The sequence below is a fragment of the Bradyrhizobium sp. USDA 4504 genome, from assembly GCF_054063995.1.
On record NZ_JBSSGV010000001.1, the window covers coordinates 7,936,196 to 7,962,745 of the forward strand.

At 64.0% G+C, this 26,550-nt stretch carries 21 protein-coding genes and 1 riboswitch; of the genes, 9 read left to right on the top strand and 12 right to left on the bottom strand.

Going from position 1 to position 26,550, the window contains the following annotated elements; translation table 11 throughout:
• Window positions 1-69 precede the first annotated feature (69 nt).
• Window positions 70-1,056, top strand: coding sequence for a GNAT family N-acetyltransferase (locus ACVMB1_RS37150; protein ID WP_244558950.1), 987 nt, complete (start codon window positions 70-72; stop codon window positions 1,054-1,056).
• Here the strand turns inward: ACVMB1_RS37150 and ACVMB1_RS37155 are convergent.
• The 11 genes from ACVMB1_RS37155 to ACVMB1_RS37205 all read right to left on the bottom strand — a co-directional run bounded on the left by ACVMB1_RS37155 (window position 1,053) and on the right by ACVMB1_RS37205 (window position 13,712).
• Complete coding sequence (locus ACVMB1_RS37155; RefSeq protein ID WP_076832483.1) at window positions 1,053-2,336, bottom strand: glycerate kinase type-2 family protein; 1,284 nt, start codon at window positions 2,334-2,336, stop codon at window positions 1,053-1,055. The two genes, ACVMB1_RS37150 and ACVMB1_RS37155, sit on opposite strands and share 4 nt — an antisense overlap.
• A 22-nt stretch (window positions 2,337-2,358) precedes the next feature.
• Window positions 2,359-3,591 (bottom strand): ABC transporter substrate-binding protein, encoded by a 1,233-nt coding sequence (locus ACVMB1_RS37160; RefSeq protein ID WP_028338255.1) that lies wholly within the window; start codon window positions 3,589-3,591, stop codon window positions 2,359-2,361.
• A gap of 266 nt (window positions 3,592-3,857) precedes the next feature.
• On the bottom strand, window positions 3,858-5,084 hold the full coding sequence (locus ACVMB1_RS37165) for an ABC transporter substrate-binding protein (RefSeq protein ID WP_076832480.1): 1,227 nt from the start codon (window positions 5,082-5,084) through the stop codon (window positions 3,858-3,860).
• Between the two features lie 155 nt (window positions 5,085-5,239).
• A complete protein-coding gene (locus ACVMB1_RS37170) occupies window positions 5,240-6,466 on the bottom strand; it encodes an ABC transporter substrate-binding protein (RefSeq protein ID WP_076832477.1) in 1,227 nt (408 codons plus the stop codon).
• A 281-nt stretch (window positions 6,467-6,747) separates the two neighbouring features.
• Complete coding sequence (locus tag ACVMB1_RS37175) at window positions 6,748-7,974, bottom strand: ABC transporter substrate-binding protein (protein WP_057016012.1); 1,227 nt, start codon at window positions 7,972-7,974, stop codon at window positions 6,748-6,750.
• Between the two features lie 118 nt (window positions 7,975-8,092).
• Window positions 8,093-9,322 carry an ABC transporter substrate-binding protein gene (locus tag ACVMB1_RS37180; RefSeq protein WP_028338101.1) on the bottom strand — a complete coding sequence of 410 codons (1,230 nt, stop codon included), beginning with the start codon at window positions 9,320-9,322 and terminating at the stop codon, window positions 8,093-8,095.
• 29 nt (window positions 9,323-9,351) lie between these two features.
• Entirely contained in the window at window positions 9,352-10,374 is a 1,023-nt protein-coding gene (locus ACVMB1_RS37185; protein WP_076832475.1) for a branched-chain amino acid ABC transporter permease, read from the bottom strand.
• Between the two features lie 2 nt (window positions 10,375-10,376).
• Window positions 10,377-11,255 carry a branched-chain amino acid ABC transporter permease gene (locus ACVMB1_RS37190; RefSeq protein ID WP_028339071.1) on the bottom strand — a complete coding sequence of 293 codons (879 nt, stop codon included), beginning with the start codon at window positions 11,253-11,255 and terminating at the stop codon, window positions 10,377-10,379.
• A gap of 13 nt (window positions 11,256-11,268) precedes the next feature.
• The gene (locus ACVMB1_RS37195) at window positions 11,269-11,982 is read right to left on the bottom strand and encodes an ABC transporter ATP-binding protein (RefSeq protein ID WP_038384532.1); all 714 of its coding nucleotides are present in this window, start codon (window positions 11,980-11,982) and stop codon (window positions 11,269-11,271) included.
• The gene (locus tag ACVMB1_RS37200) at window positions 11,979-12,776 is read right to left on the bottom strand and encodes an ABC transporter ATP-binding protein (RefSeq protein WP_016847575.1); all 798 of its coding nucleotides are present in this window, start codon (window positions 12,774-12,776) and stop codon (window positions 11,979-11,981) included. Before ACVMB1_RS37200 ends, ACVMB1_RS37195 begins: the two co-directional genes overlap by 4 nt.
• Before the next feature lie 69 nt (window positions 12,777-12,845).
• Entirely contained in the window at window positions 12,846-13,712 is an 867-nt protein-coding gene (locus ACVMB1_RS37205) for an IclR family transcriptional regulator (RefSeq protein WP_018269093.1), read from the bottom strand.
• Window positions 13,713-13,892: 180 nt separating this feature from the next.
• Between ACVMB1_RS37205 and ACVMB1_RS37210 the strand changes: the two genes are divergently transcribed.
• The 6 genes from ACVMB1_RS37210 (at window position 13,893) to ACVMB1_RS37235 (ending at window position 22,602) form a co-directional block, all read left to right on the top strand.
• Entirely contained in the window at window positions 13,893-15,989 is a 2,097-nt protein-coding gene (locus ACVMB1_RS37210) for a 3-hydroxyacyl-CoA dehydrogenase NAD-binding domain-containing protein (protein ID WP_076832472.1), read from the top strand.
• Between the two features lie 143 nt (window positions 15,990-16,132).
• On the top strand, window positions 16,133-17,836 hold the full coding sequence (gene pimA / locus ACVMB1_RS37215; protein WP_076832469.1) for a dicarboxylate--CoA ligase PimA: 1,704 nt from the start codon (window positions 16,133-16,135) through the stop codon (window positions 17,834-17,836).
• Window positions 17,833-19,020 (top strand): acetyl-CoA C-acyltransferase, encoded by a 1,188-nt coding sequence (locus ACVMB1_RS37220; RefSeq protein WP_076832466.1) that lies wholly within the window; start codon window positions 17,833-17,835, stop codon window positions 19,018-19,020. The genes pimA and ACVMB1_RS37220 overlap by 4 nt, the downstream gene beginning before the upstream one ends.
• Before the next feature lie 159 nt (window positions 19,021-19,179).
• The gene (pimC, locus tag ACVMB1_RS37225) at window positions 19,180-20,370 is read left to right on the top strand and encodes a pimeloyl-CoA dehydrogenase large subunit (protein WP_018269091.1); all 1,191 of its coding nucleotides are present in this window, start codon (window positions 19,180-19,182) and stop codon (window positions 20,368-20,370) included.
• 185 nt (window positions 20,371-20,555) lie between these two features.
• Complete coding sequence (pimD, locus tag ACVMB1_RS37230) at window positions 20,556-21,701, top strand: pimeloyl-CoA dehydrogenase small subunit (protein WP_076832464.1); 1,146 nt, start codon at window positions 20,556-20,558, stop codon at window positions 21,699-21,701.
• Between the two features lie 127 nt (window positions 21,702-21,828).
• Window positions 21,829-22,602, top strand: coding sequence for an SDR family NAD(P)-dependent oxidoreductase (locus ACVMB1_RS37235; RefSeq protein ID WP_076832461.1), 774 nt, complete (start codon window positions 21,829-21,831; stop codon window positions 22,600-22,602).
• Window positions 22,603-22,653: 51 nt separating this feature from the next.
• Here the strand turns inward: ACVMB1_RS37235 and ACVMB1_RS37240 are convergent, their stop codons facing one another.
• Window positions 22,654-23,847 carry an O-succinylhomoserine sulfhydrylase gene (locus ACVMB1_RS37240; RefSeq protein WP_076832458.1) on the bottom strand — a complete coding sequence of 398 codons (1,194 nt, stop codon included), beginning with the start codon at window positions 23,845-23,847 and terminating at the stop codon, window positions 22,654-22,656.
• A 76-nt stretch (window positions 23,848-23,923) separates the two neighbouring features.
• Window positions 23,924-24,003, bottom strand: a riboswitch (SAM riboswitch).
• Window positions 24,004-24,137: 134 nt separating this feature from the next.
• Between ACVMB1_RS37240 and ACVMB1_RS37245 the strand changes: the two genes are divergently transcribed.
• Complete coding sequence (locus ACVMB1_RS37245; protein ID WP_057016021.1) at window positions 24,138-25,244, top strand: 2'-deoxycytidine 5'-triphosphate deaminase; 1,107 nt, start codon at window positions 24,138-24,140, stop codon at window positions 25,242-25,244.
• A gap of 163 nt (window positions 25,245-25,407) precedes the next feature.
• Window positions 25,408-26,457, top strand: coding sequence for a hypothetical protein (locus tag ACVMB1_RS37250; RefSeq protein ID WP_076832455.1), 1,050 nt, complete (start codon window positions 25,408-25,410; stop codon window positions 26,455-26,457).
• The last annotated feature ends 93 nt before the right edge of the window (window positions 26,458-26,550 follow it).

Consider the following 26,550-nt stretch of genomic DNA (forward strand, 5'->3'; position numbering starts at 1 on the left):
GTTCGATTACCGGTATTTCCTCATCAAGATGCGGTTGATCAGGTTTGTGCTGTACAGCCATTCTTCCTAATGGACCTGGATTTGCTGGCCGGTGCGAGGCCGCGGTTTGGCGTACTCATCGACGCCATTCGCCGGATGTGGCCAGGTTTGATGCGCGCCCGTGCGCTCATGGTCGGGTGCGTCGCAGGGGAAGGTCATCTTGACGGGGACGAGGCCTGCCATCGAGGCTGCGCGGAACTGCTGGCCTCTACGATTGCAATACATGCTCGCAGGCTCGGGGCGCGGCTGATCGTGCTCAAGGAGTTTCCGGCGCGATACCGACCAATCCTCGACTGCTTGATCGCTCACGGCTTCACCCGCATCCCTAGCCTGCCCATGACCAGGCTTTGCATCGATTACGCCAATTTCGATGACTATATGAATCATGCGCTCAACAGCGCAACCCGCAAGAAACTTCGCAAGAAGTTTGAGGCGACAGCGCGGGCCTCTCCATCCGTCGAGATGAACGTCGTCAACGACGCGACGCCGGTGATCGCGCAGATCTATCCATTGTATTTCCAAGTCTATCAGCGTTCGAAACTGCACTTCGAGAAGCTGACGGAACAATACTTCTGCGACTTGGGGCGGCGGATGGGGGACAAGGTCCGCTTCTTCCTCTGGCGTCAGAACGAGCGGATCGTCGCGTTTGCCGCATGCATGGTACATGGTGACGCGATCTATGCGGAGTACATAGATCTTGACTACGATGTCGCCTTAGACCTGCACCTCTATCATTATGTGTTTCGCGACATGGTGAGCTGGGCAATCGCCAACGGGTACAAATGGTTTCGCAGCAGCGGGCTGAACTATGATCCAAAGCTGCACCTGAGGCACTTGCTTGATCCGATCGACTTATACGTTCGGCACACCTCCGCGCCGATCAACTCAGTGTTGAAGCGCATTTTGCCGGTGCTCGAGCCGATGCGATATGACGAGACGCTTGCGAAGTTTCGTAACTATCAGGAGCTTTGGGCGCAGCCCGAGACTGGCCTTGGGTCCGTCGAGGATACGGCCTAATCCACCAAAATCACCCGCACGTCATTGACGTTGGTCAGCGTCGGGCCGGTCAGGAGCAAATCCCCGGTCTGGGCGAAGAACCCCGTCGCATCGTTGTTCTCGAGATAGGCCTTCGGATCGAGGCCGATCGATTTCATCTTCGCGAATGTCGCCTGGTCGATCACGGCGCCGGCCGGGTCGGTCGCGCTGCCAGCGCCGCCGTCGGCGCCGTCGGTATCGGCGGCCAGTGCCGAGACGTCGGGTGTATCCTTCAGCAGGCCGGCCAGCGCCAGCGCGTATTCCTGGTTGGGGCCGCCGCGGCCATCGCCGCGCACCGTCACCGTCAGCTCGCCGCCGGAGATGATCGCAACGCGCTTGCCTTCGCTGCGCGCCTTCAGCGCCAGCCGCGCATGCTCGGCCGCGATCTCGCGGGCCTCGCCTTCGAGATCGGCGCCGAGCGCGATGGTCTCGTAGCCGGCGTCCCGCGCGACCTTCACCGCGGCGTCGATCGAGGCCTTCGGCTTTGCCAGCAGTTCGAATGTCGCCCGCGCGAAGGCGGCATCGCCGGGCTTGCAGCTTTCGTTCGCGGGATCGTCGAGCGCGCGGCGGACCGCGTCGTCGATGGAGAGATTGTATTTGGCGACCAGTGCGCGGGCGTCCGCCAGCGTGGTCGGATCCGGCACCGTCGGCCCGGAGGCGATCGCGGAGGGATCGTCATGCGGCACGTCCGATATCGCCAGCGTGACGATCTCGGCCGCGTGCTGGCCGGCGCGCGCCAGCCGTCCGCCCTTGATGCGCGAGAGATGCTTGCGCACGGTGTTCATCTCGCCGATCGGCGCGCCGGAGCGCAGCAGTGCGCGGTTGACCTGCTGCTTCTGGGTAAAGCTCACGCCGTCGACCGGCGCGATCCAGTTCGCCGAACCGCCGCCGGTCAGCAGCACCAGCAGGAGATCGTCCGGGGTCGCGGTCGCGGCGAGCCGCAGCGTGTCGTCCGCCGCCTTGAGCCCGGCCTCGTCGGGCACCGGGTGGCCGGCCTCGACCACCTTGATGCGGCGGGTCGGCACGCCATGGCCGTGGCGGGTGGTGGCGATGCCGACCAGCCGCGACGGATCGAGCTCGAGCGCGTCGAGATAATGCCGCTCGGCCGCCGCGGCCATCGCCGCGGCGCCCTTGCCTGCGCAGAGACAGATCACCCGTCCCTTCGGCACCGGCCGCAGCCGCGACGCCAGCACGACGTCGGGATGCGCAGCCGCCACAGCGGCATCGAAGATCGAACGCAGGAAAGGACGACGGTCGGTCATGGTTGTGCCTTATGTAACGCGGTCAGTGTCCGCCGACTTCGCCGCTGATGACGTCGCCGAACAATTGCCAGCGCTCGCCCTTGAACTGCATCAGCTGGAGCTGTTCGATCGGCTGGAAGTCGGCAGGCCCGGTCGACAGCGTCACGCCGGGCAGCAGGCCGCCCTGCGCGAATTGCTTCAGGCTCGCCGCCTGCTTCATCACATTGGCGCGGGTGAGGTCGTCACCGCAGCGGCGCAGCACCTCGACCATCGTGGTCGCCATGTTGTAGCCGGTCATCGCCGAGGCATCGACGCGGTTGGTGTCGGGCATGTATTTGGCGAGCAGTTCGTCGAACGCCTTCATGCCGGCGTCGTCCTTCCATTGCGGATCGCTGGCGTCCTTGGCGTAGGCGGCCGAGATCACGCCCTGCGCATTGTCGAGGCCGGCCGGACGCATCACGGTCGCGGTGGAGGCCGAGACGTTGGAGACGATGGTCACCGGCTTCCAGTTCATCTCGCCGAGCTTCTTGATCGCCTGGGCGCCGAATTTCGGCGTGGTGAAGAAGACGATGACGTCGGGATTGGAGGATTTCAGCCGCACCACATGGGAATCGATCGTCGGCTCGGCGACTTCATAGCTCTCCTTGGCGACGACGCGCGCGGGATCGCTGGCGAAGCCGTCTTCCAGGCCCTTGAGGTAGTCCTTGCCCATGTCGTCGTTCTGGTAGAGCACCGCGACCTTGGTGGCGGGCTTTTCCTTGAGCAGATATTTCGCGTAGATCCGCGACTCGCTCTGGTAGCTGGGCAGCCAGCCCATGGTCCAAGGGAAGGCCTTCGGATCGTTCCACTTGGTCGCGCCGGTGGCGACGAACAGCTGCGGTACCTTCTTGGCGTTGAGATATTTCTGGATCGCGGTGTTGGAGGCGGTGCCGAGCGTGCCGAACAGGAACAGCACCTCGTCGCTCTCGACCAGCTTGCGGGCCTGCTCGACGGCCTTCGGCGGCGAGTAGGCGTCGTCATAGGAGACGAAAGTGATCTTGCGCCCGTTGATGCCGCCGTCGTCGTTGACCTTCTTGAACACCGCGGCCATCGCCTTGCCGACCACGCCATAGGCCGACGCCGGGCCGCTATAGGGCACGATGTTGCCGATCTTGATCTCGGTGTCGCTCGCACCGGTGTCGTATTTCTTCTGCGCCCATGCGGCATTGCCGGTCGCGGCGGCGACGGCGAGGCCGAGCAGGGCGGTTGCGACACGGTGTCGGATCGGCATCGGCATTTCCCGAGATCTCCTTGTTGTTGCCGCCGCGCAAGGGCGCCGGTTTCTTGTCGGGGGTCTTGCCGGTTTACCTAGCGTATTGCCGGGTAAAGTGTAAGCAGGCATTGCCCGGGCCGGCCTGCGAGCAGGGCCATGGCCTTAAATTCCGGTTTCCGACGCGTTCTCTTCGCGCGAACCGGTACCCGCTTCGTTCGAAAACGCGCCAACAAAAAGCCCCCTGCGACGGTATCGCAGGGGGCCATTCCCGGTCGGGAGGCGGCGGGAAATCAGCCGCCGACGTCGGCGCTGATGACCTCGCCGAACAGTTCCCATTTCTCGCCCTTGAACTTCATCAGCTGCAGCTGGCTGATCGGCGCGAAATCGTTCGCCGCGGTGTTGATCTTGACGCCAGGCAGCAGCACCTCGGTGCGGAAGTCCTTCAGGCTTGCGGCCTGCTTCATGATGTTCTCGCGGGTGAGGTTGTCGCCGCACTGCTTCAGCACCTGGACCAGCGTCTGCGCCACGCCGAAGCCGACCACGGTGCCGCCGTCGAGCTTGTCGCCTTCGGGGAAGTCCTTGGCCATGAAGGCGTAGAACTCCTTCATGCCCGGGTCATTGTCCCATTGCTTGTCGGAAGCGTCCTTCAGGTAGGCGGCGGAGATGATATCCTGTGCGTTCTCGAAGCCGGCCGGTTTGATCACGCTGCCGACCGATGCCGACACGTTGTTGAGGAAGTGGGTCGGCTTCCAGCCGATCTCGGCGACCTTCTTGATCGCCTGGGCCGCGAATTTCGGCGTCGCGATGTCGATGAAGACGTCGGCGTTGCTCGCCTTCAGCTTGACGATGTTGCTGTCGATGGTCGGCTGGGAGGTCTCGAAGCTTTCTTCCGCGACGATCATGCTGGCGGCCTTCTGGCCGAGCCCGTCCTTCAGGCCCTTCAGATAATCCTTGCCGTAATCGTCATTCTGGTAGAGCACCGCGATCTTGGCGTTCGGCATGTTCTTCAGGATGTATTTTGCGTAGATCTGGGTCTCGCTCTGGTAGTTGGGCTGCCAGCCCATCGTCCAGGGAAAGTCCTTCGGGTCGTTCCACTTGGTGGCGCCGGTGGCGACGAACAGCTGCGGCACCTTCTTGGAGTTCATGTATTTCTGGATCGCCGAGTTCGACGGCGTGCCGAGCGAGTTGAAGATCAGCAGCACCTCGTCGCTCTCGACCAGCTTGCGGGCCTGTTCCACGGCCTTCGGCGGCGAGTAGGCGTCATCGTAGGAGATGAAGTTGATCTTGCGGCCATTGATGCCGCCGGCGTCGTTGACCTTCTTGAAATAGGCGGCCTCGGTGCGGCCGATGACGCCATAGGCGGACGCCGGGCCGCTGTAGGGCATGATGTTGCCGATCTTGATCTCGGTATCGCTGGCGCCGGTGTCGTATTTCTTCTGGGCAAGCGCAGCGCTGCCGGATGTCGCGAGGAGCGCGAGCGCGGCCCCGAGGACCGCAAGTTTTTTGGTAGCGGACATCTATGTCTCTCTCCCTGTTTGTCATGTGTCTCGGCCCTCTTGCTTGGAGAGCTCTTTGTTTGGCTGCAGTGATTATCATTTTAGGCGGTTCGTCTCAATGAGAAGCCCCTGCGGCAAACGCCGCAGGGGCGGTATCTTTGGTCGACCTTCCCGGCCTAACCGCCGACGTCGGCGCTCAAGACTTCGCCAAAGCGCTCCCAGGTCTCGCCCTTGAAGCGGATCAATTGCAGTTGCGAAAGCGGCGCGAAATCGGTCGCCGAGGTGTTGACCTTGACGCCGGGCAGCAGGCCGCCGGGCTCGTAATCGCGAATGCTGGCCGCCTGCTTCATGATGTTCTCGCGGGTCAGATTGTCACCGCAGGCCTTGAGCACGTGGACCAGGCCCTGCGAGACGATATAGGCGTACATCACGGAGGCATCGGCCCGGTTCGCTTCCGGATAGTACTTATCGAGGAATTCGTTCCAGGCAATCATCGCCTTGTCGGTCTTCCACTGCGCGTCGGTCGGATCCTTGAAATATTGCGACGAGACGATGTCCTGGGCGTTCTCGAAGCCCGCGGGCTTGATCACGCTGCCGATCGATCCGGAGACGTTGTTGAGGAAGTGCAGCGGCTTCCAGCCGAGCTCGGCATTCTTCTTGATCGCCTGCGCGGCGAACTTCGGCGTCGTGATGTTGAAGAATACGTCGGCGCCGGAGGCCTTGAGCCTGACGATGTGGGAGTCGATGGTCGGCTCCGTCACCTCATAGCTGTCCTCGGCGACGATCATCGACGCGGCCTTGGCGCCGAGCCCGTCCTTGAATCCCTTCAGATAGTCCTTGCCGTAGTCGTCGTTCTGGTAGAGCACCGCGATTTTGGCGTCCGGCTTGTTCTTCAGGATGTACTTCGCATAGATGATGGACTCGCTCTGGTAGTTGGGCTGCCAGCCCATCGTCCAGGGGAAATTCTGCGGGTCGTTCCACTTGGTGGCGCCGGTGGCGACGAACAGTTGCGGCACCTTCTTCTGGTTCATGTATTTTTGGATCGCCGAGTTCGGTGGCGTGCCGAGCGAATTGAAGATCAGCAGTACCTCGTCGCTCTCGACCAGCTTGCGCGCCTGCTCGACCGTCTTCGGCGGAGTGTAAGCGTCGTCGTAGCTGATGAAGGTGATCTTGCGGCCGTTGATGCCGCCCTCGGCGTTGATCTTGCGGAAATAGGCCTCCTCGGTCTTGCCGATCACGCCATAGGCTGAGGCCGCTCCGCTATAGGGCATGATGTTGCCGATCTTGATCTCGGTGTCGGAGGCGCCGGTGTCGTATTTCTTCTGGGCAAGCGCAGCGCTGCCAGATGCGGCGACGAGCGCAAGCGCAGCAGCAAATGCCGTCAATTGTCGTATTGCAGACATGCCGTTTCTCTCCCTGATTGCCGATGATGTGCCGCGGCCCCCTGTTTCGAGGGCTCATTATTGGTCGTAAAAACCTATCATCTTACCTGGGGTGTCTCAATGAAAAGCCCCTGCGGCGTTGCCGCAGGGGCTGCGTCTTTGGTCGACCACCCTCAAGGCGGGCCGCTGCTCAAAAATCCGCCAACGCGTTCGCGTGTGCGTGGAGTCAACCGCAGAGATTGCGGACGAGTAAAGCGACGCCGTTGAGTTGAGCGAGCGGATCGAACAGACCGACGTGGCGATCAGTTGCTCAGATTGCTCGAAATGATGTCCCCGAACAGCTCCCACCTTTCGCCCTTGAACCGCATCAAGCGCAGTTGCTTGATCGGTGCGAAATCGGTGGCCGAGGTGTTGATGCTGATGCCCGGCAGCAGCGTGCCGGGGACGAAATCCTTCAGGCTTGCGGCCTGCTTCATGACATTGGCGCGGGTGAGGTCGTCACCGCACATCTCCAGCACCTTCACCATGGTCTGTGCGGCGGCGTAGCCGAACGAGGTGGCGCCGTCGAGCTTGTTGGCGTCGGGATAATTCTTCTTGAGGAAGGCGAGGAATTTCTCCATGCCGGGATCCTTGTCCCACTGCGGATCGGCGCCGTCCTTGAGATAGGATGCCGATAGGATACCCTGCGAATTCTCGAAGCCCGCCGGCTGCATCACGCCGCCGACCGACGCCGAGACATTGGCGACGATCTGCAACGGCGTCCACGCGATCTCGGCAGCCTTCTTGATCGCCTGTGCCGCGAATTTCGGCGTCGTGATGCTGACGAAGGTGTCGGCACCGGTGGCCTTCAGCTTGACGATGTGGCTGTCGATCGTGGGCTCGGATGTCTCGTAGGCCTCCTCGGCGACGATCATCGATGCCTTGTCGCCGAAGGCGTCCTTCAAGCCCTTGAGGTAGTCCTTGCCGAAATCGTCGTTCTGGTAGAGCACGGCGACCTTGGCGTCGGGCTTGTGCTTCATGATGTATTTTGCGTAGACCCGCGCCTCGTCCTGGTAGGACGGCTGCCAGCCCATGGTCCACGGATAATCTTTCGGGTCGTTCCACTTCGAGGCGCCGGAGGCGATGAACAGCTGCGGCACCTGCTTCTCGTTCATGTATTTCCGGATCGCCGCATTGGTCGCGGTCCCGACCGAGCCGAACAGCAGCAGCACTTCGTCGTTCTCGACCAGCTTGCGCGCCTGCTCCACCGTCTTGGGCGGCGAGTAGCCGTCATCGTAGGAGATGAACTTGATCTTGCGGCCGTGGATGCCGCCGGCATCGTTGATCATCCTGAAGTAGGCGGCCTCGGTCTTGCCGATCGTGCCATAGGCCGAGGCGGGGCCGCTGTAGGGCATGGTGTTGCCGATCTTGATCTCGGTGTCGCTGGCCCCGGTGTCGTATTTCTTCTGCGCCAGCGCGACATTGCAGCTCGTCAGGATCAGAGCGAATGCGGACAACAGCGCCGTCAGGGACGGACGTGCGGCAGTCATGGTTTCCCCACCTCGGGTTCTTTGTTTGGAGTATTCAATACCATCGGCGCGGGGCGTCAACAAAAAGCCCCCGCGACGGATATCGCGGAGGCTGTTGTTTTATTCCCGCAGTGCAACGTCACTCGGAGGGGACGTCGCCGGAAATGATGTCACCGAACAGCTCCCACTTCTGCCCCTTGAAACGCTGCATCTGCAGCTGGGCGATCGGGGCGAAGTCGGTGGCCGAGGTGTTGATCTTGACGCCGGGCAGCAGGGTGTCGGGCGTAAAGTCCTTCAGGCTCGCCGCCTGCTTCATGACGTTGGCGCGGGTGAGATCGTCGCCGCACATTTCGAGCACCTTGGCGAGCGTCTGTGCGGCGCCATAGCCGTACACATAGCCGCCGTCGGTCTTGTCGGCGCCCGGCATGTACTTGTCGAGAAACTCGGCCCACTTCTTCATGCCGGGGTCGTTGTTCCACTGTGTGTCGGCGCCGTCCTTGGCGTAGGCCGCCGACAGCACGCCCTGCGCGTTGTCGAAGCCCGCCGGCTGCATCACGCTGCCGACCGAGGCCGACACGTTGGTGATGATCTGCAGCGGCTTCCAGCCGAGCTCGGCGGTCTTCTTGATGGTCTGCGCGCCGAACTTCGGCGTGGTGTAGATCAGCAGCACGTCGGGATTGGCGGCCTTGATCTTGACGATGTGGCCGTCGATCGACGGCTCCGAAATCTCATAGCTCTCCTCCATGATGATGCTGGAGGCCGCCTTGGCGCCAAAGCCGTCCTTGGTGCCCTTGAGGTAGTCTTTGCCGAAATCGTCGTTCTGATAGAGGATCGCGATCTTGGCGTCGGGCTTCTCCTTCATCAGCCACTTGGCGTAGATCTGCGCTTCGCTCTGGTAGCTCGGCTGCCAGCCCATGGTCCACGGGAAGTTCTTCGGGTCGTTCCACTTGGTGGCGCCTGTCGCGACGAACAGCTGCGGGATCTTCTTGGAATTCAGGTATTTCTGGATCGCGGTGTTGGACGGGGTGCCGAGCGGGTTGAAGACGAGCAATACCTCGTCGCTCTCGACCAGCTTGCGCACCTGCTCGACCGCCTTCGGCGGCGAGTAGGCGTCGTCATAGCTGACGAAATTGACCTTGCGGCCGTTGATGCCGCCGCGATCGTTGATCATCTTGAAGTAGGCTTCTTCGGTCTTGCCGATCACGCCGTAGGCGGAGGCTGGTCCCGAATAGGGGATGATGTTGCCGACCTTGATCTCGGTATCGCTTGCGCCGGTGTCGTATTTCTTTTGGGCGAATGCGGCAGTGGACGTCGCGGCAACAGCGACGATCGCCGCGGAAATCGCGGCGATCCGAACGGTAGAAAGCATAATATCTCCTGGTTTGCTTCTATAGGCTGTCAGTTTTTCTTGAACTTTGCGGCCAGTTGCTGGGCAACGATCGCAACCTGCCTGGCGCCGTGCGGCACGAGGAAGATGACGAGGAACAGCAGCACGCCGAACACCGCGCCCGAAAGGCCCTTCGAAATACCTTCGGCGATGTTGGGCACGAAGATGATGAAGGCGGAGCCGACGATCGAGCCGGGCAACCAGCCGACGCCGCCGACCACCATGCCGAGGAACAGCGAGATCGCGAGCTGGATGGTGTAGCCGTCGGGCGCCACGAACTGCACCGCGATGGCGCCGAGACCGCCGGCAACGCCGGTGATGCCGGCCGAGACGCCGAACGCCAGCGTCTTGTACAGCGCGACGTCGACGCCCATCGCGGAAGCCGCGATCTCGTTGTCGCGGATCGCCATGAAGGCGCGGCCGGAGCGCGAGCGCAGCAGGTTCACCGAAGCGATATAGATCGCGATCGTGACCACCAGCGTGAAGTAATACAGCCACATGTCCTGCCCCATCGGCAGGCCGAACGGCGCATCCGGCTTGGTGACCACGAGACCCTGCACGCCGCCGGTCCAGTGCTCGAAATAGCCCAGCTTCAGAAGCTGAGGCATCGCGGTGGCTAGCGCAAAGGTCGCGAGCGCCAGATAGACGCCGGATAGCCGCAGCGCCGGCTGGCCGAACAGGAAGCCGAAGGCGAAGCAGACGATGCCGGCGATCGGCAGCGTGAGGGCATAGTTCATGCCCACATGCTCCATCAGGATCGCCGAGGTATAGGCGCCGACGGCATAGAACGCGCTCTGGCCGAGCGAGAACTGGCCGCTTCCGCCGGTCAGGATGTTGAGCGCCAGCACCGCGAGGCCGTAGATCAGAAGCATCGTCATCTGGAAGATGATGAAGTTCTTGACGAACAGCGGGATCAGGATCAGCGCGGCGAGCACGACGAGCGAGGTGCCGTAGCCCAGCGTCATGGCGCGCTTGGGAACGGCCTCGACGGCCTGGCCTTCGGTGACGACTTCGACTTCTTCAGCGGCGCTCATGATCAAACTCGCTTCACGATGGCGCGGCCGAACAGGCCTGCCGGTTTCACGACCAGGACGACGATGATCAGCGCAAGCGCGATCGGAAGTTTCAGTTCATTGCCGACGCCGGGGATGTAGGTGCCGACGAGGTTCTCGAAGACGCCGACCAGGAAGCCGCCCATGACGGCGCCGAACGGGCTCGACAGGCCGCCGAGCACGGCTGCGGCAAATCCATAGATCAGCACGCCGAGCATCATGTTCGGCTCGAGGAACACCACAGGTGCGATCATCATGCCGGCGATCGAGCCGATCGAGGCGGCCATGCCCCAGCCCAGCGCGATCATCCACGAGGTGTTGATGCCGACCAGCCGGGCCGATTCTGGCAGCGATGCGGCGGCGCGCATCGCAAGACCGACCCGGGTGAAGCGGAAGAAGAAGAACAGCAGGAGCAGCATCAACAGCGTGATGCCGATCATGCCGGCCTGGTGGGTCGAGATCAGCTGGCTGCCGAGGAACGGTGAGGAACCGAACGGCGTCGGATACTGCTTGATGGTGAAGTCCCAGATCAGGCCGGCGACCGAGTTGATGATCGCGTAGAGCGCGATGAAGCCGGCGACGTTGGTCAGGATCGGCGCCTTCGCCAGCGGCTTGAACAGCAACCGCTCGATGACGATGCCGGCGGCGAACGAAAAGGCGACGGTGAGCACGAAGGCGCCCCAATATGGCACGCCCCATTGCATCAGCTGCCAGGACACGAAGGTCGAGAACATCGCCATTTCGCCCTGGGCGAAATTCAGATGGTCGATGGCCTGGTAGATCATGACCACCGCGAGCGCCATGCAGGCATAGATCGCGCCGGTGGCGATGCCGGCCAGGACCTGGTTGGCAAAAAGCTCCATTGTGCCAGCTCCCTCAGTAGCCGAGATAGGATTTGCGGACGTCTTCGTTGTTCGCGATGTCCTTGGCATTGCCCGACATCACGATCCGTCCGGTTTCGATCACGTAGGCCTGGTCGGCGAGCTCGAGCGCGAGCTGCGCATTCTGCTCGACCACCAGGATGGTCACCTTTTCCTCGCGATTGATCTTTCCGAGGATGCGGAACAGGTCGCGCACGATCAGCGGCGCGAGGCCGAACGACGGCTCGTCGAGCAGCATCAGGCGCGGCCGCAGCATCAGCGCGCGCGCCACCGCGAGCATCTGCTGCTCGCCGCCGGACAGCGTGCCGGCCTGCTGGGTGTAGCGCTGCTTCAGCACCGGGAAATGCTCGTACATCCGTTCGATGTCGGCGCCGATCGCCTTCTTGTCCGGGCGGCTGATGGCGCCGAGCTGCAGGTTTTCCTCCACCGTCATGTTGGTGAAGGTGCCGCGGCCCTGCGGCACGTGGGCGATGCCGAGGCGGACCACGTTTTCGGTCGAGCGCGTGCCGATCGGCTTGCCCTCGAACTCGATCGCGCCGGTGGAGCGCACCATGTTGCAGATCGCCCGCAGTGTGGTGGTCTTGCCGGCGCCGTTGGCGCCGAGCAGCGTGGTCAGCGAACCCTCGTTGAGCGAAAAGGAGAGGCCGTGCAGGGCCTGGACCTGGCCGTAATAGGCGCGCAGGTCCTTGACGTTGAGCATCGTGGTCATTGGTCCTTGCTCCCCAGATAGGCCTTGATGACATCAGGGTCGGCCTGGACCTGGGCCGGCGTGCCTTCGGCAAGCTTGCGGCCGAAATTGAGCGCGACGACGTGGTCGGCGATCGACATCACGAGACCCATGTGATGCTCGACCAGCAGCACGGTGATCTTGCGGTCGTCGCGGATTTTGCGGATCAGGTCGCCGAGCACATAGACTTCTTCGTGATTGAGGCCGCCGGCCGGCTCGTCGAGCAGCAGGATCTTCGGATCCGCGGCCAGGGCGCGCGCCAGTTCGACGCGCTTCTGGGTGCCGAACGGAAGTCCCGAGACCACGGTGTGGGCGACGTCCTCGAGATCGAGATAGCCTAGGATGTCGTGCACCTTCTTGTTCATGTCGGTCTCGCCGCGGCGGACCCAGGCGAGGCGCAGCGAGTCGCTGACGATGTCGCTCGAGGTGCGCGCATGCGCGCCGACGCGCACATTGTCGATCACGGACAGGTTGGGGAACAGCGCGACGTTCTGGAAGGTGCGGCCGATGCCGATCTCGGCGATCCGGTGCGGCGGGCGCGACAGGATGCTCTTGCCTTCCATCAGGATGTCGCCCGACGACGGCTGATAGAGCCGCGACAGGCAATTGAACAGCGTCGTCTTGCCGGCGCCGTTCGGCCCGATCAGCCCGAGGATCTGTCCATGGCGCATGTCGAACGACACGCCGTTCAGTGCGATGATGCCGCCGAACACGACGCTGACGTCGCGAACCGCGAGCAGGGGATCATTCCCCTGCGCGAGCTGTGCCTGCGTCATCTCGTCTCGCCCGCCGTCTTCGAGCGGTGCGAGCGGCCCTGCGATGCGTTTCGCTGGACGTGATGGAGGCTATCTGATCCCCTCGGCCAAACGTGCAACTTTCCCTCCTACTCTGGTCTTTTTGCGTTCTTCTTTTTTGGATTGCGGCGCCATTCCACCGAGCGCCTGCTCGATGTTCCTTACCATCGCGACAAGACGAGGTCCAATGTCGTTGAGCAATCTGTCTTCCGTGAAGCGGAATGCCGGCGCGCCGCAATTGAAGGCGTAAGGACCGGTTCCGTCGTTCAATCTCAATGCAACGCCGACTGCGGCGACGTCGTTCTGCCAGTCGCCTGCGGACATCGTGAAGCCGTGCTTCGCGACCGTCTCGCCGGAGCGCTCGATGCCGTCGCGCATCTTGGCCCAGCGGCTGCCGTAGTGATCCCGCAGCTCACGCAGTAAAGCCGCGCGCTCGTCGGGCGGCAATGCCCAAATATAAGCACGCCCCATCGCGGTGGTTGCGATCGGCACCCGCGAGCCGACGTCGAGTTGTACGCCGAGCGCCAGGCCGTTCCGGCTCTGGCCGAAATAAATCATGCTGTGGCGGTCGCGGCCGCCGACGGCGACCGCTCCGCCGGTCGCGCGCATCACTTCTTCTCGATAGGGCTCGGACAAATGCCGAACGCCGAGATTGGCGAGCGCGGCGTAGCCGAGTGCCATCGCCGACGGCGCGAGTTGGTACTTCTCGAACTTCGGTACAGGTGTAAGGTATCCCAGCTTAGTCAGCGTGTAGGTCAGCCGGGAAATGGTTGGCTTCGGTAACTTGGTGCGGGCCGCAATCTCCTGATTGCCGAGCAGCCCGTCATTGGGTTGGAATGCGCGCAGGACGTCCAGTCCGCGGGAAAGGGCGACGACGAAATTGCGATCGGTCGCGGCTTTCTTGCTAGCGCGCTTCATCCCTATCCTTGCCCTGCCCTTGTCATGCTCGTTGACAAGGCACGTGCTTCAAAATAACCCTCCATGTCAAGATGTGGAATTAAATTTCGCAGTGCGAAATTGGTCTAATCGTAGCGGCTCAACGCAAGTCGTGCAGCTACTCAACACAAGTCCAAGAACAAGCATCCAGGGAGAGTCCCGGTGAGTGAAGTCGTCAAGCTCGAACGTCATGACAATATTGCCGTCGTCACGGTTAACAGTCCGCCTGTGAATGCGCTGAGCGCCGCGGTGCGCGGCGGCATCTTCGAGTGCATCAAGAGCGCGATCGATGATGCGCAGGTCCAGGGCATCGTGCTGACCTGCGCCGGCCGCACCTTCATCGCCGGCGCCGACATCACCGAATTCGGCAAGCCGCCGAAGCCGCCCGGGCTCGCCGAAGTGCTGAGCCTGATGGAGAGTTCGCCGAAGCCGATCGTTGCCGCCATCCACGGCACCGCGCTCGGCGGCGGCCTCGAGGTCGCGCTGGCCTGCCACTACCGTGTCGCCACCAAGGACGCCAAGCTCGGTCTGCCCGAGGTGAAGCTCGGCCTGCTGCCCGGCGCCGGCGGCACCCAGCGCCTGCCGCGCGCGGTCGGTCCCGAGCTCGCGGTCAAGATGATCGTCGGCGGCGATCCGATCGGCGCGGACGCGGCGCTGAAGGCCGGCCTGATCGAGGAGATCGTCGAGGGACCGGCTTCGGGCGGTGAGGCATTTGCGCGCAAGGTGGTCGCCGAGAAGCGTCCGCTGCGCAAGCTGCGCGACGACGACAGCAAGCTCGCCGCGGCCAAGGCCGATCGTTCGATCTTCACCAATGCGGTCGCTGCGCTGACCAAGAAGTCGCGCGGCCTCGAGGCGCCGTTCGCCGCTGCCGACGCCGTCGGCGCCGCGATCGACCTGCCGTTCGACGAGGGCCTGAAGAAGGAGCGCGAGGGCTTCCTCAAGCTGATGAACGGCGACCAGTCCAAGGCACAGCGCTACGCCTTCTTCGCCGAGCGCGAGGCCGCCAAGATCTCCGGTGTCCCCGACGGCACCAAGGGCCGCAACGTGGCGCGCGTCGCCATCCTCGGCGCCGGCACCATGGGCGGCGGCATCGCGATGTCGTTCGCCAATGCCGGCATCCCGGTCACCCTGATCGAGACCGGCGAGGAGCAGCTCAAGCGCGGCATGGGCATCATGCAGAAGAACTACGAGGCAACCGCCGCCCGCGGCGGCATCCCGGCGGACGCGCCCGCCAAGCGGATGGCGCTGATCAACGGCGTCGTCGGCATCGAGAACGTCGGCGACGCCGATCTCGTGATCGAGGCGGTGTTCGAGACCATGGCGGTCAAGAAGGAAGTGTTCGGCAAGCTCGACCAGTACGCCAAGCCGGGCGCGGTGCTGGCCTCCAACACCTCCTATCTCAACATCGACGAGATCGCGAAGTCGACCAAGCGTCCGCAGGACGTGCTCGGCATGCACTTCTTCTCGCCGGCCAACGTCATGAAGCTGTGCGAGATCGTGCGCGCCGACAAGACCGCGCCGGACGCGCTGGTCACGGCCGTCTCGATCGCCCGCAAGATCGCCAAGGTGCCGGCAGTGGTCGGCGTCTGCGACGGCTTCGTCGGCAACCGCATGCTGGCGCAGCGCGGCAAGCAGTCCGAGAAGCTGTTGTTCGAAGGCGCCCTGCCGCAGCAGGTCGACGCCGTGGTGACCAAGTTCGGCATGCCGATGGGCCCGTTCGCGATGGGCGATCTCGCCGGTCTCGATATCGGCTGGCGCTCGCGCAAGGACCGCGGCATCAAGTCGGAGATCGCCGACGCGCTGTGCGAAGCCGGCCGCTTCGGCCAGAAGACCGGCAAGGGCTACTACAAGTACGAGCAGGGCTCGCGCGCGGCGCTGCCCGATCCGGAGGTCGAGAAGCTGATCGACGAGACGCTGGCGCGCCTCGGCCGCAAGAAGCGCGTCGTCAGTGACGACGAGATCCTCGAGCGCATGATGTACCCGATGATCAACGAAGGCGCGAAGATCCTCGCCGAGGGCATCGCGGCGCGTCCGTCGGATATCGACGTGGTCTGGCTCTATGGCTATGGCTGGCCGATCTATCGCGGCGGTCCGATGTTCTGGGCCGACACCGTCGGCCTCAAGCACATCGCCGATCGCCTGGCCTTCTACGCCAAGGAGACCAACGATCCCTCGCTCGAGCCGGCGCCGCTGCTCAAGAAGCTCGCCGACGAGGGCAAGACCTTCGCCTCGCTCGCCGCGCCGTCGAAGGCGGCGTGATTGGCCGACTGTAACCACGTGTCATTCCGGGATGCGCCGTAAGGCGCAGACCCGGAATCTCGAGATTCCCCGATGCGCAAATTGCGCATCTTAGGTTCACGCTGCGCGTGCCACGGAATGACAGTTTCCAGAGTCTGGTTTTCATGACCTATCCCGGCGAACAATATTATCCCAAGGGCGTGCAGTGGAGCGACGAGATCACGCGCGGCACGCTGCCGGACCTGCTGTCGAGCGCCGCCGCCGAGTTCGGCGCGCGCCCGGTGCTCGAATTCCGCGACCGGCCGATCAGCTACGCCGAGCTGGAGGCCCTGGTCGAGACCGCCGCCGCTTCCTTCATGCGGGCCGGCTACGGCAAGGGAACGTCGGTCGCGCTGTTCCTCGGCAATTCGCCTGACCATCCGATCAATTTCTTCGGTGCGCTGAAGGCCGGCGCCCGCGTCGTGCATCTGTCGCCGCTCGACGGCGAGATCGCGCTGTCGCACAAGCTGTCCGATTCAGGCGCGCGGGTGCTGGTCACCAGCAATTTGTCGGCGCTGTTACCGACCGCGCTGAAATTCCTCGCCAAGGGTCTGCTCGACCGTCTGATCGTCTGCGAGGACGACAATTGGGGCAAGGTCGGCACGCCGCAAACCGCGCTGCCCGACAATCCCGCGATCATCACCCACCGCGAGTTCATCGACGGCGCGACCAGGCCGTCGCAATGGCCGGCGGTCGACGTCGAGGACGTCGCGCTGCTGCAATACACCGGCGGCACCACGGGCCTGCCCAAGGGCGCAATGCTCAGCCACGGCAATCTCACCGCGGCGGTGTCGATCTACGACGTCTGGGGCAAGCCCGGGCGGCTCGAACGCAATGCGATCGAGCGCGTGATCTGCGTGCTGCCGCTGTTTCACATCTACGCACTGACCGTCGTGCTGCTGTCGGCGATCCGGCGCGGCCATTTGATCTCGCTGCACCAGCGCTTCGACGTCGAGGCCGTGATGCGCGACATCGAGGTCAAGCGCGCAACGGTGTTTCCCGGCGTGCCGACGATGTGGATCGCGATCGCCTCGCTGCCCGATCTCGACAAGCGCGATCTCTCTTCGCTGGTGGTCGCCGGCTCCGGCGGCGCGCCGCTGCCGGTGGAGGTCGCCAAGATCTTCGAGCGCCGCGTCGGCATGAAGCTGAAGAGCGGCTGGGGCATGACCGAGACCTGCTCGCCCGGCACCGGCCATCCCAAGGAGGGACCGGAGAAACCAGGCTCGATCGGGCTGATGCTGCCCGGCATCGAGATGGACGTCGTGTCGCTGGAGGATTCCACCAGGGTGATGCCGGTCGGCGAGGTCGGCGAGATCCGCATCCGCGGCCCGAACGTCACCAAGGGCTACTGGAACAGGCCGGCGGAGACCGCGGAGGCTTTCGTCGGCGACCGCTTCCTCACCGGCGACATCGGCTACATGGACGCCGACGGCTATTTCTATCTGGTCGACCGCAAGAAGGACATGATCATCTCCGGCGGCTTCAACGTCTATCCGCAGATGATCGAGCAGGCGATCTACACCCATCCTGCCGTGCAGGAGGTGATCGTGATCGGCATTCCCGACGATTACCGCGGTGAGGCGGCAAAGGCCTTCATCAAGCTGCGCGACGGCGAGAAGACCTTCTCGATCGACGAGCTGCGTGCATTCCTCACCGGCAAGGTCGGTAAGCACGAACTGCCGGCGGCCGTCGAGTTCGTCGACGAATTGCCGCGCACCCCGGTCGGCAAGCTGTCGCGTCACGAATTGCGCCAGCAGCAGCCCAAGACTGCTCAAACCGAGACATCTCAATCCACGCAACAACAGACTGCATCAGGATCTCGCTCATGACCGACGCCGTTATCGTCTCCACCGCCCGCACGCCGATCGGCAAGGCCTATCGCGGCGCGCTCAACGTCACCGAGGGCGCGACCTTGCTCGGGCACGCGATCGGCGAAGCGGTGGCGCGCGCCAAGGTCGATCCGAAGGAGATCGAGGACGTGGTGATGGGCGCGGCGATGCAGCAGGGCGCGACCGGCGGCAACATCGCGCGCAAGGCACTGCTCCGCGCCGGGTTGCCGGTGACCGTTGCCGGCACCACGATCGACCGCCAATGCGCCTCCGGCCTGCAGGCGATTGCGCTCGCCGCACGCTCGGTGATCTTCGACGGCGTCGAGATCGCGGTCGGCGGCGGCGGCGAGTCGATCTCGCTGGTGCAGAACGACAAGATGAATTCCTTCCATGCCCAGGATCCGGCGCTGCTCAAGATCAAGGGCGAGGTCTACATGCCCATGATCGACACCGCCGAGATCGTCGCCAAGCGCTACAACATCTCGCGCGAGAAGCAGGACGAGTATGGGCTCGAAAGCCAGCGCCGCACCGCGGCCGCGCAGCAGGGCGGCAAGTTCAAGGAAGAGCTCGCGCCGATCACCACCATGATGGCGGTCACCGACAAGGCGACCGGTGCCGTCACGATGAAAGAGGTGACGCTGTCGCAGGACGAAGGTCCGCGGCCGGAGACCACGGCCGAAGGGCTTGCCAGCCTCAAGCCGGTGCGCGGCGACGGTTTCACCATCACCGCCGGCAATGCCAGCCAGCTCTCGGACGGCGCCAGCGCCTCCGTGATCATGAGCGACAAGGAAGCCGCCAAGCGCGGGCTGAAGCCGCTCGGGATCTTCCGCGGCTTCGTCTCCGCCGGCTGCGAGCCGGACGAGATGGGCATCGGCCCGGTGTTCGCGGTGCCGCGGCTGCTGAAGCGCCACGGCCTCAAGGTCGACGACATCGATCTCTGGGAGCTCAACGAGGCCTTCGCGGTGCAGGTGCTCTATTGCCGCGACAAGCTCGGCATCGATCCGGAGAAGATCAACGTCAATGGCGGCGCGATTTCGGTCGGCCATCCCTACGGCATGTCGGGTGCGCGGCTCACCGGCCACGCGCTGATCGAGGGCCGCCGCCGCAAGGCCAAGTACGCCGTCGTCACCATGTGCGTCGGTGGCGGCATGGGCGCGGCCGGCCTGTTCGAGGTGCTGCAGTAGGATTGTCGTCCCGGCGAAGGCCGGGACCCATACGCCGCGGCTTCTCTTTGGGCACATGCGGCAGCCGGCGTTGTCAAACACGAAAGCCGGTGGTTATGGGTCCCGGCCTTCGCCGGGACGACCAGGAAAGAAGCAGTTGAATTTCAAAAGGAGGATCTGATGGATCTCGCTTTCACCAAGGAAGAGATAGCGTTTCGCGAGGAGGTGCGGGAGTTCTTCAAGAACAACGTGCCGCCGGAGACCCGGCGCAAGCTGCAGGAAGGCCGCCATCTGTCGAAGGACGAGATGGTCACCTGGTGGCGCATCCTCAACAAGAAGGGCTGGGGCGTCACCCACTGGCCGAAGGAATATGGCGGCACCGGCTGGAGCACCGTGCAGCACTACATCTTCAACGAGGAGCTGCAGTCCTATCCGGCGCCGCAGCCGCTCGCCTTCGGCGTCAGCATGGTCGGCCCGGTGATCTACACCTTCGGCAACGAGAAGCAGAAGAAGGAATATCTGCCGCGCATCGCCAATGTCGACGACTGGTGGTGCCAGGGCTTCTCGGAGCCGGGCTCGGGTTCGGACCTCGCGTCGCTGAAGACCAAGGCCGAGCGCCGTGGCGACAAGTGGATCATCAACGGCCAGAAGACCTGGACCACGCTCGCCCAGCACGCCGACATGATCTTCTGCCTCTGCCGCACCGATCCGGCCGCGAAGAAGCAGATGGGCATCTCCTTCATCGTGTTCAGCATGAAGTCGAAGGGCGTCACCGTGCGTCCGATCCAGACCATCGACGGCGGACACGAGGTCAACGAGGTGTTCTTCGACGACGTCGAGGTGCCCTACGAGAACCTGATCGGCGAGGAGAACAAGGGCTGGGATTACGCAAAATTCCTGCTCGGCAATGAGCGCACCGGCATCGCCCGGGTCGGCGTGTCGAAGGAGCGGCTGCGCCGCATCCGCGCGCTGGCCTCCAAGGTCGAGTCCGGCGGCCGTCCGGTGATCGAGGATCCGGCGTTCCGCGAGAAGCTCACGGCCTGCGAGATCGAGCTGAAGGCGCTCGAACTCACCCAGCTCCGCGTCGTCGCCGACGAGGGCAAGCACGGCAAGGGCAAACCCAATCCGGCCTCCTCGGTGCTCAAGATCAAGGGCTCGGAGATCCAGCAGACCACCACCGAGCTGCTGATGGAGATCATCGGTCCGTTCGCCGCGCCCTATGACGAGCACGGCGATGCCGGCTCGAACGAGAGCATGGATTGGACCGCGCAGATCGCGCCGAGCTACTTCAACAACCGCAAGGTTTCGATCTACGGCGGCTCCAACGAGATCCAGCGCAACATCATCAGCAAGGCGGTGCTGGGGCTTTGATCCTCTCCCTCTCCCCGCTCTTCGCGGGGAGAGGGTTGGGGTGAGGGGCATCTCTCCGAGCAACGACTGCCGAGAGACCTGTACCCCCTCACCCGGATCGCTTCGCGATCCGACCTCTCCCCGCAAGCGGGGCGAGGTGAAGAGGCCCCGGCTTGAACAACGATCAGTTAGTTAAGGGAACGAACATGGATTTTGATCTGTCCGAGGAGCAGCGGCTTCTCAAGGAAAGCGTCGACGGGTTGCTGGCGGATGCCTACGACTTCGATGCGCGCAAGAAGTACATGAAGGAGAAGGGCGGCTGGAGCAAAGCGCTCTGGGGCAAGCTCGCCGAGCAGGGCCTGCTCGGTCTGCCCTTTGCGGAGACCGATGGCGGCTTCGGCGCCGGCGCGGTCGAGACCATGATCGTGATGGAAGCGCTCGGCAAGGCGCTGGTGGTCGAGCCTTATCTCGCCACCGTCGTGGTCGCCGGCGGCTTCCTGCGCCATGGCGGCTCGGCCGAGCAGAAGGCCAAGCACATTCCCGGCATCATCGACGGCAGCAAGACCTTCGGCTTTGCCCAGCTCGAGAAGAACTCGCGCTACGACCTGTTTGATGTCGTGACCACGGCGAAGAAGAAAGGCGACGGCTGGGTGATCGACGGCGAGAAGTTCGTCGTGCTCAACGGCGAGAACGCCCAGACCTTGATCGTGACCGCGCGCACCAAGGGCGGCCAGCGCGACAAGACCGGCATCGGCGTGTTCCTGGTTCCGGCGGATGCCAAGGGCGTCACCAGGAAGGGCTATCCGACCCAGGACGGCCTGCACGCCGCCGACATCACCTTCACCAATGTCGAGGTCGGTGCTGACGCTGCGATCGGCGATCCCGAGAACGGCCTGCCCCTGATCGAGCGCGTCGCCGACGAAGCCCGCATTGCGCTGTGCGCGGAAGCGGTCGGCGCGATGGACGAGTCGCTGAAGGAGACGGTCGAGTACATCAAGACCCGCAAGCAGTTCGGCGTTGCGATCGGCTCGTTCCAGAGCCTGCAGCACCGTGCCGCCGATATGTTCGTGGCGCTGGAGCAGGCCCGCAGCATGTCGATGTTCGCCACCATGGCGTCGGACTTCGACGATGCCAAGGAGCGTGCGTCGGCGGTTGCCGCCGCCAAGGTGCAGGTCGGCAAGTCCCTGAAGTTCGTCGGCCAGCAGTCGATCCAGCTTCACGGCGGCATCGGCATGACCATGGAAGCCAAGATCGGTCACTACTTCAAGCGGCTGACCATGATCGAAAACACGCTCGGCGACACCGACTATCACCTCCGTCGCGTCAGCGAGGGCGGCGGGCTGCTGGCGTAACCACACAGGCGTCATTCCGGGGCTCGCGAAGCGAGAACCCGGAATCTCGCGCCGTAACCTCTGGATTCCGGGTTCGCGACTGCGTCGCGCCCCGGAATGACGTGCAACTAACAGGGAAACAACAACAATGAAAAACACCCCGTTCGATCTCACCGGCCAGGTCGCGGTCATCACCGGCTCGAGCCGCGGCATCGGCCGCGCATCGGCGGAGCTTTTGGCAAAACTCGGCGCCAAGGTCGTGATCTCCTCGCGCAAGGCGGATGCTTGCCAGGAAGTCGCCGACGGCATCAAGAAGGCGGGCGGCGATGCGCTCGTCATCCCCTGCAACATCGCGCGCCGCAGCGAGGTCGAGGCGCTGGTCTCGGGGACGATCAAGCATTACGGCAAGATCGACATCCTGGTCTGCAACGCCGCGGTCAATCCCTATTACGGCCCGCTGCTCGACATCACCGACGAGGCCTTCGACAAGATCATGGGCTCCAACGTCAAGAGCAACATCTGGCTGTCCGCGCTGGCGATCCCGCAGATGGCCGAACGCGGCAAGGGTTCGGTCGTGATCATCTCCTCGATCGGCGGACTTCGGGGTTCTACGGTGATCGGCGCCTACGGCATCTCCAAGGCCGCCGACTTCGCGCTGTGCCGCAGCCTTGCCGGCGAGTGGGGCCCGAAGGGCGTGCGCGTCAATTGCGTGGCGCCGGGCCTGGTGAAGACCGATTTCGCCCGCGCGCTATGGGAGGACCCGGACAATCTGAAGCGCCGCACCGCATCGACGCCGCTCCGCCGCATCGGCGAGCCCGACGAGATCGCCGGCGCCGTGGCCTATCTCGCCTCCGATGCCTCGACGTTCATGACCGGCCAGACCATCGTGGTCGACGGCGGCGTCACGACGGCTGCGACTTAATCTTCAAGAGAAGCCGTCATGGCCGGGCAAGCCCGGCCATGACGCGTTGCTTCAAACCTGCTCCAGCGCGCGCTCAAAATCCTCGATCAGGTCGTCGGGATGCTCGAGCCCGGCCGAGAAGCGAATGAAACCTTCGCTGATACCAAGTTCGGCGCGGGCCTCCGGCGCCAGGCGCTGATGCGTCGTGGTCGCGGGATGCGTGACGAGGCTCTTGGCGTCGCCGAGATTGTTGGAGATGCGCGAGATCTTCAGCGCGTTGAGGCAGCGGAAGGCGCCAGCCTTGCCGTCCTTCACCTCGAAGCCGACCAGTGTCGAGCCGGCGCCCATCTGCTTCTTCACCGTCTCGGCCTGCGGATGGTCGGGGCGGCCCGGATAGACCAGCCGCGTGATCTTCGGATGCTTGGCCAGCGCCTCGGCGATCTTCGCCGCGTTCTCGGTCTGGGCGCGGACGCGCACGCCGAGCGTCTCCAGCCCCTTCAGCAGCACCCAGGCGTTGAACGGCGACAGCGACGGCCCGGTCTGGCGCATGAAATTGTGGATGTGCTCGGCGATGAAGGCCTCCGACGACAGGATGACGCCGCCGAGGCAGCGGCCCTGGCCGTCGATATGCTTGGTTGCGGAATAGACCACGACGTCGGCGCCGAGCGACAGCGGGCTCTGCCAGATCGGCGTCGCAAACACGTTGTCGACGATCAGCCGGGCGCCGCCGCTATGCGCGATCTCTGCGATCGCGCCGATGTCGAGCACGTCGAGCGTCGGATTGGTCGGGCTCTCCAGGAAGAAGGTCTTGGTGTGCGGCCGCAACGCGCGCTGCCACTGGTCGAGGTCGAGGCCGTCGACCAGCGTCGTCTCGATGCCGTAGCGCGGCAACAGGTCCTGCACCACGTAGAGGCAGGAGCCGAACAGGGCCTTCGAGGCCACCACATGATCGCCGGCCTTCAGCGGGGCGAGGATCGCGGTGGTCACCGCGGCCATGCCGGTCGCGGTCGAGCGCGCGGCTTCCGCGCCCTCGAGCTCGATCATGCGGCGCTCGAACATCGCAATGGTCGGGTTGGAATAGCGCGAATAGATGAAGCCGGGGTCCTGGCCCTTGAAGCGCGCCTCGCATTGCTCGGCGGTGTCGTAGACGTAGCCCTGGGTGAGAAACAGCCCTTCCGACGTCTCCCCGAATTGCGAGCGCAGCGTACCGCCATGGACGAGACGGGTTTCGGGACGAAAGCGGGCCGTGGTTTCAGATTCAGACATGTGACCTCCGAGGTGGCCATTTCCCCTGGAGAATGGCCACAAAAAAACCGGCCTGGAGCAACCTCCACAAGCCGGGATCACACTGTCCCCGGCCTGTTTAGCGACTTATTTAACGTGGCTGCAAGCCGGCCGGCTCAAATCACCACGGGATAAGTGCAGCTGATATTCCCTCGCGCCCTTTCCGTCAAGACGGTCATCGGATAACCCGTAAAAGCCCATATTTTGGGGCTTGATGGCCGCCTGGAGTATGATTTTTGGGCCATCTCGAGGGATCGCCGAGGGACCGCATCGTGTCGTTCACGCTGGAAGATGAATCCAACGGAATCCTGCCCGACCGCATGATCGCGGAGATGGCGGAGGCCGGCCTCATTCTGCCCGCCTATGACTTCGTCGAGAGCCAGATCCAGCCGGCCAGCCTCGATCTCCGCCTCGGCGACATCGCCTACCGCGTCCGCGCCAGCTTCCTGCCGGGGCCCGATGCCACCGTCGCCGAGCGGATCGACGAGCTGAAGCTGCACGAGATCGATCTGTCCGACGGCGCGGTGCTGGAGACCAACTGCGTCTACATCGTGCCGCTGTTGGAGAGCCTGGCGCTGCCGCCGGAGATCGTGGCCGCGGCCAACCCGAAGAGCTCGACCGGACGGCTCGACGTCTTCACCCGCGTGATCGCCGACGGCACCCGCCGCTTCGACATGATCGGCGCCGGCTATCACGGCCCGCTCTATGCCGAGATCAGCCCGAAGACGTTTCCCGTGCTGCTGCGCGAGGGTTCGCGGCTCAGCCAGGTCCGCTTCCGGATCGGCGAGGCGACGCTGACCGCCGACGAGCTCGATGCGCTGCATGCCGCCGAGCGGCTGGTCGACGCCGCCAATGCCGATCTCACCCATGGCGTCGCGCTCTCGGTCGATCTCTCCGGCGAGAGCTCGGGCGGCTTCGTCGGCTATCGCGCCAAGCGCCATACCGGCGTGGTCGATGTCGATCGCCGCGGCGGCTATGCTGTCGACGACTTCTGGGAGCCGATCAAGGCCCGGCCCGACGGCAGTCTCATCCTCGATCCCGGCGAGTTCTACATCCTGGCGTCGAAAGAGGCGGTGCAGGTGCCGCCGGACTACGCCGCGGAGATGGTGCCGTTCGATCCGCTGGTCGGCGAATTCCGCGTCCATTATGCCGGCTTCTTCGATCCCGGCTTCGGCTATGCCGGCGCCGGCGGAAAGGGGGCGCGCGCCGTGCTGGAGGTGCGCTCGCGCGAGGTGCCGTTCATCCTCGAGCATGGCCAGATCGTCGGCCGCCTCGTCTATGAGCGGATGCTCGAGCGCCCCGACGCGCTGTACGGCCAGCGCATCGGCTCGAACTATCAGGCGCAGGGCCTGAAGCTCTCCAAGCATTTTCGCGTGTAATTCCGTTTCGCGCGCGTGTAATTCCGTAGCCCGGATGAAGCGCTAGCGAAATCCGGGGCGCTGCATACGCGCATTGAGCCGCCCCGGATTGCGCTTCGCTGCATCCGGGCTACGATTGCGCGCGCGAGGCTTTATCTCGCCAACAAGAACAGCGGGAGCAGACATGACCGGAGAGCAGGACGCGCGCGAAACGCAATGGCGGAAGTGGCGCAGCGTCGCCGATCTCTATCACGCCTTCTTCACCGGGCTGATCCTCACCGTCGTCACGCGGCGCGGCACGGCTGATGCCGCCGAGTTCGTCTTCCGCGTGTTTCGTCGCCAGCAGCAGGAGCGCTTCCTGCCCGGCTTGAAGAAGCTCGGCCTCGACAGCCTGCCGCCGGCGGTCGCGGCCGCGCAGTATCATTATCTTTCCAACTGGATCGGCGGCGTGCATGTCGAATACATGTACGAGACCGACCGCAAGGCCTGGATCCGCTATCCGCCGCCGCGCTGGATCTGGAAGGGCACGGCGATCTGCGGCGTGCCCGGTGAGGTCTCGCGCGCGATGCTGCGCGGCTGGCACGCCAACAACGGTGTCGCGCTCGGGGACTTGCGGCTCGGCTTCGTCTGCACCAAGCAGAGTGTCGACGGCCAGGACGGCCTCGAAGGCTATTACTGCGAGTACGATCATCCGCTCGAGCTCGACCAGCGCCTGGTGTTCGCGCGCCATATCGAGGCGCCGCTGTTCGATCCGAACTCCGCGCCGGCGCTGCCGGTCGACAGCTGGCCGAAGCTGCGGCTGGAAAAGGCCTATCGCAACTACGCGATGGAATATGTGAAGACGGCCGCGCCGGTCATCGTGCAGGTGTTCGGCCCGGAGGATGCGAGCTATCTGCTGCATCTCACCGGCAGACTGATCGGCATGCAGTATTACGACGAGGTCGCGCAGGCGCTCGGCGGCCGCCGTGGCCGTGCCACGGAATTTGCCGCATTCCTGCGCACTCTCTTCGAGTCGCAGGACGATATTGCTGACATCACCGAATCCGAGGGCCAGTTCGAAATCCGCCAGCAGGGCTGGAAGCTGATGGCCGACGTGGCCGACTATCATCCGGCCTGCGCCAGCGTATTGACCGGCCTGTTCGAAGGGCTGGCCGCCGGCTGCGGGCGGCATATTCCGGTGCATCTGAAGCCGAACAGCGCCGCCGGCGCGCCGTTCGTCTGGTCGATCGGCTAGCCCCAAGGTTCATCCGGGTTCACCTGCAATCGCGCAGGCCCCCCTTGCGCCCCGCGCACGTGGATTCCGCCGCCGCCATGGTAGGGAAACACC